The following is a 12,544-nucleotide window of genomic DNA, read 5'->3' as shown; positions in this document are numbered from 1 at the left end:
ATTCCTCCCTCTCTCTATTTTTGGAGAGTATTACTAATGATAGGAGTTGACTAGATGAAAAAACCTGAAATAATACGTCCTCTTGATATTCGAGTATTTGGAAATGTGATGCCACATACAACGAATAATAAAGGCTTTGAATCATTCTATTCAAAGGTTGATTATAAAAATAAGACAAAAGTAAAATCACTTGAAAAAAATACATTTACATTATCTCCCCTTGGAAAAGATGTATTTATGACAGCTTCAATAACAAATCCAAGCGGAATAACAGAAAATAATTGTAGAGTTGAACTTGGTGATACTGTTGCAATGATGATTACGCTTACAACAAAAGACGATGATGGAAATAATATTCCAGTAGTAAATCATCAAATATATATTGCAGTTGATACAGTGATAACAGATCAACAATTAACAAACAAAAATGGAATAATAACATATAACTATACATGTGAAAAATCCGGAGAACATGAAATAAAATTCTATACAAAATTTGAAGATGGATATAATGGAACTGAAAAAAGTATCAAAGTTACAGGACTTTATGATACAATACTCACGCTTGAATCAAAAGAAACAAGAACAAGTCATACACAACCTGTAGATATTACTGTAAAACTCACAACAACTGAAGGAACTCCAATTAAGAATGCACAACTTCATCTATACGAAAATAATTATGAGATGGTAAAATGTTTTAATAATTATAAAACAGATACATCTGGAATTATCAAATTTCCCTATAAAGAACTGCATAATTATAATCAGGATGTTCTTTTCAAAGATGCAAAATATCCTGAAAAAATAATTCAAAATAAAGTACATCAAGTAACAGGAAAATTAGTGAAAAAAGGAACTGATGAACCTGTTGCAAATCAATTAGTATCTCTTTATCTTGATTACCAGATTCCACCAATTGGAGAAGCTAGAACAGATGATGAAGGATATTTCAGTATAGATTTCAAGATAGAAGATAATGACCCTCATATGATGTTTATTGCAAATAATCGTGATTCTTCACTTGATACTACTGCTTCAAGAATTCCTTTTGGTGTAGATTTGTACAAAAGAAGTTTCACCGCAGTTCCTGTACCTACTGTTGAAGTTGTTCCAACAGTTACATCAATTATTCCAGGACAGACACTAGATTTATCTGTCACTGTCACGGATAAAGATGCTAGTTTTAAAGATGAAAAAGTTTATTGGTGGTATAGTCTTGACCAAAATACTTGGTATCCTTTTTCTGATGATGAAGATGAAAGCATATCAATACTTGGAGGTATGGGAGGAGCTGAAAAGAATTTTATTTATAATAAAAAAGCTGAAAACCTATACATAAAGGCAGAATATAAGGGAAATGCTGTTTATGGTGAAGCAATAAGTAATATTGTTACAATTCACTATAATCCTGAAAAAATATCATTGAATATGAGTTTTACTGAAAATAATTTTATCCGAAATATTCCGAATAATATTAAGGTAGAGATGAAAGACAGTTCAAATAAACCAATAGTAGGATATGATATTGAATTTTGGGAAATCCCTGTGACTCTTGATAATGATTATGACATGACAGGAATTGAAGCAAGAAGAATAGGAGTTGCAAAAACAAACAATGAAGGAGTAGCAATAAAAGAATATACTCCGATAAACAGAGGAAATTTCAGAATAAAAGCAATATACAAACTAAGTATAAATGTACAGAAATACGATGCAACAGAAATAAGTGATACGATTCTTGTACAAAAAAGAACAAGAAAAGTAATAACAACAATTGAACCAACATATAATGAAAATACAAAATTCCAAATACCCTTAATAATTCAAGATGAACTTGATCAAACGCCACTAAGTGAAACAGTAACATATTCATACCAAAAAACAGGAACAACACAGAAAACAGAAAAAACAATCACAACAAATAATGAAGGAAAAGCAACACTAGAAATTCCCGCACTTTCTGAAGGAACATATGTGCTGAATATACAACTTCCAAGTACTGCAGAATATTACAGGATAGATACACGGAGAACTCTAAAAGTAACTAAAAAAGAAATACCTGAATTAAATTTCTATGATATTACATGTAAAAAAGGTGAAATTACTACAATTAACATTAAAGCACCTTCAGATTATAGAGGAAAAATTGAACTTAAAACGGTTCAGACAAATAAAATAATAGCATCAATAACACCTACAGATAATGATAAGGGAATCCTTGAAATTAATACAATAATTGATGAAGATATCGGAAGATACAATTATAAACTTGTTTATGCGTCTGATTCAAAGTACTCTGGAGGAACTACAACAGACTTCCAGGAATTGAAAATTTACGGTAGCTTCAGCATTAGTTGTGCTAATGCAGTAAATGGAATTATTGAAGCAAAAAGAAAAATAAATCTACTTCTTACGGGAAGAATAACTGATTTATACAATGAGGATTATACTGGTAGTGTATCATGCTGGATTAATGGTGAAAAATTTGCAGATCTAAATGTATCAGAAGGATATTTTGGAAAAGATTCTGAAGGAAATATGATCGAAGGAATTTCAATTAATATCGATGATTCAAGAATAGAAAACGGAAAAAATGATCTTAAATTAATCTGTAGTGACCAAGAAACAGGAGTAATTACTGAAAAACCTTATACTCTAAATGTAACCCGTCAAGATGATTTTGTATTCTATGCTGTTCAAAAAGAAAGTGTTTATGATGCAAATGCTGAATTTAAATGCTATTATCCAAGTGATGCAACGGGAAAAATAGAATTTTATGAAACAAATGCAAACGGAGAACACCTTGAATCATCACCGATTGCAACACTTAATGCGGTAGGTGGAACAAATCAGACAAACGGATTAAAGGCAATACTCAATCATCAAAAATACTTCTTAAATAAAAATAAGGCTGGTGGAACATATTACTATACCGCTAAATTAATCGATGATCCGAAATATGTAACATCTGAAACAGTACCCGCAAGATATTATTATCACGTAAAAGCAGTTATAACACCTACAAGTACTGATATAAGAGCAAAAGAAAATGAAAATCTAACAATAACTTTAACTGTGAAAGATTCATTAAATCAACCACATACTGGAACATTGGACTTTGAACTTACATATAATAATTCAACAACACAAGGAACAATAGATGTAACAAATGGAGTAGGTACATACACAGTTCCAAAAGAAAAAACGAAAAGTCATAATAGGAAATTCAAATAATATAACCAAAATAGTATGGAAATATGAATCAACAAGTACCGGAATAAATGATGATCAAAAATCAAGAATAAACACAACGCTTGAAACAAGAATATATAATATAAGTGGAGAACTTGCAGGATACTTTGTAAATAGTAGTAGTGGATTTAATGATAGTCAATTTAAGGAAATGGTTCAAGATTCAAACCATACTGATTTATTTGTATTTTATTCATGTCTCCCTACTGAATCTAATACAAATTATCAAAATGTCTATGCTAAAAAGGATACAAAGCAATTCAGAATTCACCCAGTAATATCAGTATTTCCAAATTCAGGAGATATAAATGATACAACAGGATACAGTACTGAAAGGCTTGACCTGGTTAAATCAGCAATAACAAAAGTTCTTTCAGATTATCCGGACTCTGCTGGAATATGTCTTGATTATATGAGATATAAAAGTGGGCAAGTGATAGATACAAGCCACATCAATACAATTACTGGGGTGATGAAACAGCTTGTTAATCATATTAAACAGCTTGAAAAAACGAATCAACGAACATATATCATCACTGCAACAGTTTCTCCCGAAGTTTATTCAAATGAGAATTGGAAATGTAACTATTATAATCAAAGCTATAAAGAGTTTTCTCTTGCTTGTGATTATGTGCTTCCGATGTTGTATGTTTATGATTATGTTAGCAATTATAATTCTGATAAATTCTATGCTATGCAAAATATCTTTAAGAAAATTATTTCACTTGCCGGAAAAACTACTGCTAAAAATAATTTTGTAGGTATTCTACAGACGTATAATGAAAAAACAAGTCCTATCACAAGACTACCGGTAAAAGAAGTGATTTATAACACCATGGCAACTTATATGCTTGCAGAAAACGGTTACCTGTATTTCAGAGCGGGACTTACTAGTGGACTATATACCACTCCTTCACAAGTAAGAAACTACAAATCAAATACAGGTGCAGGAGCTAACAATAAAGTTGAAAGAAATGTAGTAATAAAACTCGAATCAACAACAATCAGTAAATCAACAACAATCAGTAAATCAACAACTGAAGGAATAAAATTCAGCATTCTTGATACATACGGAGGATATGTAACCGGAGGAACTGCAACAATTTTCATCGATGGAACAAGTCAAGAACTCACAAATCCGGTTAGTTCATCCCAAAAAACAAGTCTTGCAGTTGTTGACCAAAAACCGCTTACTTTCAAGGTTAAGAATTTGACTACATTTTCTACTGGAAAGCATACTATCAAAATAGGATATAATGGAAATGCAACAAAAGGAATAAAAAGTGGAACATTAAATGAAACTGAAGTAACATTCACAACATAGGAGAATAAAAGAATGACAAGATATGTATTAAGGGCATTATGGAATAGTCCGGAAGATAGCATATATACATCTGCAAAAAGCAATGTAATTATAGTAACATGTCTGAACCCTCAATTACAAATAAATATAGCACCTACTGAATATACGGTAAAAGAAGGTGGAAAAATAAAATTTAAAGGTTCGGTCGTTGATGAATATGGAAATTAAGTTGAAGGTGACACTGGACTTAAATTTTATGTTACTACTCCGAGTGGAAATCAGTATATAGAATCAATAAATCCTACTGATAATGATAATATTGAATTTGAATACTTATTTTCAGAAAAAGGGGATTACGAAATATATTTCACAGTGAATCAGTATACAAGTCCTACCGGTGAAACATATAATGCTAACACTTCAAATAATATCAAAATTAAATGTGGAATAATTGAAACAAAATTAACCCTAACAAGCGATAGAAATACAAAAACAAATTATGGGCGGTGTAATGTAGATGATAAAGTGACTTTAAAAGCCAAAATTACGACAAATGATAATAAACCATTATCCGGTAAAAAAATAAACTTTTTCACTGAAACACCATCATATAAACTTCTTGGAAGTGTAACAACGTCAGCAGATGGTGTTGCATCATTAATTCTTCCTGTAAGTGTTGTAGGAGACAATAAATATAAAGTTCAATTTGATGGGGATGATCAGTATAAAACAAGTAGTAGTGAAAATTATACAATTAATGCGATAAAACATTCAACTAAATTCATGCTAGATAACCCTACAATATACAATGGATGGAAAGTCCGTGGAAAATTTGTAGATGAACAAGAAAGGGGGATAGGATATACAGAAATCCATTTAACAATAATTGATCCTTCCAATAATACAAAACTTTTTGACCAAACAATCCGAACGAAAGCGGGGGGAATATTTGAAAGTTCACCCCTAAATCCTACTTCAAATACGAAAACATTAAATGTAATTCTTAGTTTTATGGATTCAACAGGAAGATATGAAAGTATTACTTCAAATCAAAAAAACGATAAACTACAGCCCCCAAATATCATACAAAACAGTAACATTTAATATAATAAATGCAAGTTCAAAAATACCTTACAGATCATGGACAAATCTAACGAATATTCATGAAGGAGGAAAATATATACAATGTGGGTCAAGCTGTAAAGACGCATATGCTATTGCGGGACGAAATGGAACAAGACATACGCCCGCTCCTCTAAAGATAAACAACTTTAATTTTGATATTCCGGATGAAGTTATGATTTCAAGTATTAAAGTCTCAATAAAAACAAGAAATAGGAGTTGTAGTAGTGCATCAGCCCAGATAAAAATTCCCCGACCTACTATTGCTATAAACTCAACATCAGGAGGAAAAAAAGCAACATTCAATAATGGAAATGAATACATACCACTAAATACTTTTACGACGTGTTTTGCTACTTTTGAAAATATTAACCTTGCAAGTACTATCCTGAATGATCCTAATTTTTATGTTTATATTTCTTTTTCAAAAAATACTTCAACAAATATAGGAATACTTGATATACAAGAAATTAACGTAGAAATGAATTATATACCAATTCAAGTAGGAGGAACATAGAATGGTAATAAAAAGAAGATATCCAATTGAAGTAACACATACATATTCAGCAAGACAGCAGTTTAACGATCCGAAATATCATTGGAAAAAATGGGGAGGTTTTGATTCACTAACAAAAGAAGGAGGAGAAATAATATGTGGAACTGGAAACTATCCACGAATAGCTACGAAAAGTGGAACATATAATACACCTGCTCCTATCTATGTGAATTTTGGAAAGCTTGGAATTGAAAATGGAGAAAAACTTGAAAAAATTACTCTTTGTTTTAAGCAGAAAAAGATATGTACTTCAGAAGATAAAAGCCCACAGAATTTCCCAATATTCGGTGCTCCTACGGTTCGGAGTTATAATGAAGAAATTGAAAATAATAAAGTAAAGGCAGAAGTACTTACAGGTGTTGCACCTTCATCAGAATATGTAGAAACAAAATTAGTTTATACAAAAATGACTGTACATGATGTAAATGTTCATGACTTCGGATTTATAATAAGATACCCGGCAAATACAAGTTCAAATGAGGGTAGATTAGCAATTTCAGATGTATATCTTGAAATTGAAACAAATGGAGTAGATGCTACATTTTCAGCACAACTTCCGAACAAAGAAATATGTGAGGGAGAAACATTTGAAGTAACGCTGAATGTAACTCAAAATGATTCGAATCCTTATACTCCAGTATTTGATTTGAATTTTGGTGAAGGAATCGAATTTATGAAAATTGTAAGGGGAACTGGAACGGTGAAAGATGTTTCAACAGATCCGAAAAAACATCAATGGCAATGGACTTCAACATTAACAAATAAAAAAGCAACAGTAACACTTTTATTCCGGGCAACGAAGGTGGGAACATGGAATTTTTCAATGCTAGATTCTATGGCTACTTCTAAAAAATTTTCATTAAATATAAGTGTATCTAAGAAAAAAATAAACTTTAAAACTACTTGCAGACTTCTTGAAACCCCAAATATAAAACGTGTAAAACAAGGAGAAAGAGCTGTATATACAATAGAAGCGAGGACAAGTGATAGTATAATAAGTGAACTTCCTCTTGAAATTCATTTCCCGATAAGTGCTGAATTTGAAAATAAAGCAGAATTGATAGATGAAAATGAATTTAAATTAAAGGACACAAAGACGGAAAGAATAGTAACACTAAATATGCACGTGAAAAATCAATTAGGGATTCTTATAATGGATATGACTTTTAATGATAGTGGAGTATATCCAATAACAATAACATACGGTGGTGCTCTTGTTGATACATGCCTTGTAACTGTTCTTCCAGTCGAATATGATCACATAGCATTCACGAGACAAAAAATAACTGATGAAGATGTAATAGAATCTCTTAGTACAGATCTGGATTATACCGCAATTTCATATGCAAAATATGTATATAAACAGTCAGGAAAAGAAGCAGAACTACCAAAACTTGATGATTATCAAGTCCGGTTTGGTGTATATAATGGTGATGAAAATGTATCAAATGATATATTTCTTGAAAATACTACGTGGTGTAGCAGTAGAGAAACACAAAAATTAGATGAATTTCGTGTTAAATTTCATTATAACGCAAAATATCCTGTTTATTTTGTCTGGACTATTGATTATATTGAAAGTCCTTTTTATGAAAATATAACTGTAGAATTTACTGAGCCTGAACTTTATGAAACAAAAAGCAATAAGTCATATAATCAAGCTCCAGCACTCTATGCAAAACCGCTTATAAATCATATAAAAGGAAAAAATTATTATGCTGAGGTAAATCTTCCGGCTAAGAAAAGTACAACTGTTGTAAGATGTCATAATTTTAATGAAGAAGCAGTTTTTAGAAGTTCCAAAAATATAGTATGTCAAGGACTGCAAGTGGAATGGGATTATGAAGTGAATCAGCAAGTCGAGATAGTTCTTGAAGTCCGGGTAAATACATTTAACGCGGGTACGGTGAAAGGATCAAGGAGTATAACACTTCCAGCTCCGGGTGTAGGACAAAATACGAGAACCAGAACAGAAGCAATTGGTGGGCAATGGGATCTTTACGGGCTTAGCCCTCATCATTTCCGGAGTGATACACTAAATTACTTATGGCTTGATGTGAAGTTAAATAATCCTACCACCACTGATGCTCATGTGAAGATAAGCAATATAAAACTCAGATTATTCTTGATGGATTACTTTGATTATGAGTATGGCTTTGAAATTGATGGAGAAAGAGCAGAGGACTATGGAATATTCTTTAAGAAAATGACATGGGATTGGGGAACACAAAACGACGTTAATTATTATCAAACTTCAGGAACAGACATGACAACAGCATACCGGAGTAATATTACTAAGAAAGAACTGACTTTAGATTTTAACATTGGAAATTGTGATCTTGAAGAGTCCGGAATACTTCTTGAAAAAGTTGTGAAACTTTTCACAAATAAAAGAACACTCTTTAATAAGCCAATTCCAAAACGTATAATTTTTGATCATCTACCCGAATATGAATTTTGGTTTGTACGTGAAGATGCAATGGAAGTTGAAGAAGAGTATGGAATGTATAATGTAACCTGTAAACTTGTAATTCCAGAAGGAACAGCAAGAAATAGAGCAATAAGTATAACAGGAACAACAGGAGCTAATACGGGAATTGCAAGAGTAACACCATCAATTGAAGGAATTGTGAATAAAAATGGAATTATCACAATAAATGAAGTGAACTCTGATCAAAGTATGATAATTAAAAATAAAGATGAAATTAAGGAAGGATATTTCTATAGAATAGAGTGTAGTACAAGAAAAGTATACTTAACACCTCCAAATTCAAATATTACAAAAGATATTACTGCATCTGTGCAATGGAACAGTCAGTGGTTTATTCTTGAAGATGAATATCAATTTAAATCTCCTGATAGTAATATTACGAGTATAAGGTTCAAGGAAAGACAGTAGGGAGGTAGGATAATGTCAGATATAATTGAAAATCTTAATATAATCATTCTAGATGAATCTGAAAATTTTTTAACATGGCTTGATTCAGAAAAATTAGAAATCAAAGAAACAAGTCAAGAAAATACGCATAAAAAAGTAAGTGTAACATATCCACTTGAAAACCCGATAACAAGCTATGATAAAAGCTGGTTTGACGCCGGGAATAAAATATTTATTCCATCAACAATAGGTGCAGAAGCAGGATTATATGTGATAAATCAAGATGCAAATATAGACTTTTGGGAAAAGAATGAAATAACTTTTGAAGCAGAAGAAGTATTAGTACAACTTAATAATATTGTATATCAATATGTAGGTGAAAAATCACTCACTGTAAATAAGGAAAATCTGCAAAAATGGTTTGGAAACTTTTATTCGATAGGTCATGTTGATTCTATACCCGCACCTAAAAATGTTATAGCACCTGCAGGAACAATGAGTCTTATGAAACTACTCCGACTAATTGAAGAGGAGACAGGGTATGTATTTGGAACACGGTATAAGCTTGAAGATGATAATCAAATTTCACGAGAACTCAGACTTAAAGCACCTGAAAATATAGGGACAACACATGAAGAATACTTAGATTTGAATTATAACCTTGAAAGTTTGGATCTTACTATTGATGAGTCCGAGACATACTCTGCGATGGCTCCGGAAATATCCCTGAATGAAAATACAGCTTCAGAGACAAGTACAACAACACAAGCAACAGGAAATGGAGCAACAACAAGAAAAGACCTAGAAAAAGTAATAAATGCATGGAAAGAATTAGAAGTTGAATATCGTGAAAATATTCCGATGATTGTTGAAAAAGGAGATGGTGATGCCATAAAATATACTGCATATTGGTATGCACCTTTCGCAAAGGATAAAGGAAAGTTAAGTATTTATAATACAAATTATACTGAAGCGAAATATAAAACGATAATTCCATATGTTTCAGAAGATATCCTGCCCCCTCAGAGTAAAACGGGGTGGGTTTCAACAAATGAAACAAATGAATATGCAATTTACAATGTTCTTGCTAATGCGTTACTAAAAAAAATAACTCCATCTTTTGAATTAAATATTGATGTTAAGGACATACAACTTATAACAGGAAATTCAAAATTTGGATATAACCTCCATGATAAAATATACGTTAAAGTGCCAGGAATTGAATATTATGTAGGTTGTACAGTAACAGAGACAGTAAAAAACCTCCATCTACCGGGAGAGAACTCTATTAAACTTGAAAGTAATGTTGATAGTTTGTATCTTCAAGAAGAAACTGAAATAAAAGGAAATGATCAAATAATCCCGTCGGGAGTAGATACAGTAGAAATAACAGGAATACTTCAGGAGTTAGTAGAAGAACATAAGCCGATAGGAGGAGAGGTTGTAACAGTAAATATAAAACTTGATGAAGCATATACAAATCCTGCTGTAAATAGTGAAATTACTTCAACAACACAAGCAACAACACCATTCAAGCCTGAAGAAGAATATTATACTTTTACTAGTGATGAAATTAAAAATATGGCTAATATTATATTTAACTATCTTATTTCAAAGAATGAGTATCCGAAGGCTGTAAATATGAAAGCAACAAACGGGAAAATATATAGTGTGCCTTTCATGTGGTGTAGAAGTATTTATTATGCTTATCATCAGGTTTTTCTGAATGATGATCTTGATAAGAATACAGGAAAAGGAAAATTTCCGGAAAGTATTGAAGTACATCATTATACAAATCCGGATATATTAGCTATTTTTAATGATTATGATAAATATAAAGGTTCAAGATATGAAGGAAAATATTATGCTGATTTCTTCTATACAGCAATTCAGAAGAATAGGGATGCGATTAAAAATAACTATTTCCCAAATAGTAGTATAGATAGTATTAATTTTGACATGGTGGGAAGTTCTGACCTGCAGTATGGAGGGGATTGTTTGCCTGTAGCTGTAAGTAATATTACTGAGGTATTTTTTGATTATCATACTGAAAAAGAATTACAAAAAAATTTTAAATACAAAAATTGAAAATGGTATACCAGTAAGTACGTCAAATATTAATTTGAAAAAGCTTTCAGAATATGGATATGTAGTAGAATGGAAAAATATTAAAAAGGATGATGGATTTACAACAATACAGAATTATTTAAAAAATCCTGCAGTAAAAATAGAGTTTGGAGTTGATTCATCAAAACTTCCTTATAATTCTAGTGATATGAAATCTAAAGGACATTCTTTAGCTTGTATTAATGCGTTTATTGGTGAAAATGGGAAGAAATATGTAACAGTAGAAGATGGAGCTCAGCTTGATTTTGATCCGACAGCATATGGTATAGGTAATATTGGTAGTGATGATAAGAATGATGGAATGAAAAGAATTATACTTTGGGAAGATTTATTTAAATCATTATCTTCAATATATGAAAATGGAAATGTTGTATATCAAGATTCGAGTAAGAGTATTAAAGCAATTGTTGTAATTTCTTGTCAGAGTGCAAAACAGAAAACAGTTACAAATCATACAGTAACACCGGTAGTAAGTGCAGGAACATTTGACCCATTAAACCATGAATATAAATTTGATACAGATACGATAAAAGAAAAATTCAAAGAAATAATAAGACAGACATATGGACCGTTAGATGAGTGCAGTGTGAAGGTGAAAGATACAAAAGGACAAGAATATAAAGTTAGTGGAAGATGGATCTATGCAATGGCTGAAGCACTTTGTGACTCATATCACTCAAATAATAGAAGTTATGAAAAAGGGATAATAACTGTAAATAAAGATAGTTATACAAAATGGTACTATGACAATTGGATCAATTGCAATTTTCATTGTTATAATGAAAATTCAAAAAAAGATGATCCTCAGGGATTTAAGGTGTATGTAGCGGAGGGACTCAAGAAGTTAGGTATTATTAAAATGCCTTATGATATTCAAATAAATGGTGGAGAGTATATTTGGGATACAATTATGAATAATCAAGATGGAACACTAAAAAAATTTAAAGTGAAATTTACAAAAGAAAATCTAAAAAAATACTTACATAATTGGACAAGTATAGGAATATTGACTAGTGGTGGTGAAAATATTTATGATAATTCGATACGAAAATATCTTACGAAAATTGTTGATGAATATAATGATAATGCAATACTTGTAGAGTATTCAGCTGATGAAGATAAAATATGGAGAATATGGGGAATAAATACAGCTACTCCACGACATGATGGCGAATTACCTCTTTGGTATGATAATTTCAATACATATAAAAACTGGAATGACCAATTTAACGAGAAAGATCGGGGTTTGACTATTATCAGTTACCTTTCTAAAGAAGAACTTGAAAAAATAAAATAAGTAGAA

The 12,544-nt window shown here is 31.2% G+C and carries 8 protein-coding genes; all 8 read left to right on the top strand.

All coding sequences use genetic code 11. From position 1 onward, the window contains the following. Nucleotides 1-54 precede the first annotated feature (54 nt). The 8 genes from MSCUN_RS04950 to MSCUN_RS04915 all read left to right on the top strand — a co-directional run bounded on the left by MSCUN_RS04950 (nucleotide 55) and on the right by MSCUN_RS04915 (nucleotide 12,538). On the top strand, nucleotides 55-3,237 hold the full coding sequence (locus tag MSCUN_RS04950; RefSeq protein WP_095608504.1) for an Ig-like domain repeat protein: 3,183 nt from the start codon (nucleotides 55-57) through the stop codon (nucleotides 3,235-3,237). Between the two features lie 658 nt (nucleotides 3,238-3,895). After that, nucleotides 3,896-4,579 (top strand): hypothetical protein, encoded by a 684-nt coding sequence (locus MSCUN_RS08215; protein WP_143744854.1) that lies wholly within the window; start codon nucleotides 3,896-3,898, stop codon nucleotides 4,577-4,579. A gap of 12 nt (nucleotides 4,580-4,591) precedes the next feature. Then, entirely contained in the window at nucleotides 4,592-4,786 is a 195-nt protein-coding gene (locus MSCUN_RS04940) for a hypothetical protein (RefSeq protein ID WP_095608506.1), read from the top strand. Nucleotides 4,787-4,930: 144 nt separating this feature from the next. After that, entirely contained in the window at nucleotides 4,931-5,662 is a 732-nt protein-coding gene (locus tag MSCUN_RS04935) for an Ig-like domain-containing protein (RefSeq protein ID WP_170104051.1), read from the top strand. Next, on the top strand, nucleotides 5,589-6,197 hold the full coding sequence (locus MSCUN_RS04930; RefSeq protein WP_095608508.1) for a hypothetical protein: 609 nt from the start codon (nucleotides 5,589-5,591) through the stop codon (nucleotides 6,195-6,197). The genes MSCUN_RS04935 and MSCUN_RS04930 overlap by 74 nt, the downstream gene beginning before the upstream one ends. Before the next feature lies 1 nt (nucleotide 6,198). Next, nucleotides 6,199-9,135 (top strand): phage tail family protein, encoded by a 2,937-nt coding sequence (locus tag MSCUN_RS04925; protein WP_095608509.1) that lies wholly within the window; start codon nucleotides 6,199-6,201, stop codon nucleotides 9,133-9,135. Between the two features lie 12 nt (nucleotides 9,136-9,147). Next, on the top strand, nucleotides 9,148-11,202 hold the full coding sequence (locus MSCUN_RS04920; protein WP_095608510.1) for a hypothetical protein: 2,055 nt from the start codon (nucleotides 9,148-9,150) through the stop codon (nucleotides 11,200-11,202). Next, a complete protein-coding gene (locus MSCUN_RS04915; protein ID WP_095608511.1) occupies nucleotides 11,150-12,538 on the top strand; it encodes a hypothetical protein in 1,389 nt (462 codons plus the stop codon). Before MSCUN_RS04920 ends, MSCUN_RS04915 begins: the two co-directional genes overlap by 53 nt. The last annotated feature ends 6 nt before the right edge of the window (nucleotides 12,539-12,544 follow it).

Origin of the sequence: Methanosphaera cuniculi, assembly GCF_003149675.1 — an archaeon.
GTDB classification, from domain to species: Archaea; Methanobacteriota; Methanobacteria; order Methanobacteriales; family Methanobacteriaceae; genus Methanosphaera; species Methanosphaera cuniculi.
This window is presented reverse-complemented; position numbering and strand designations above follow the sequence as displayed.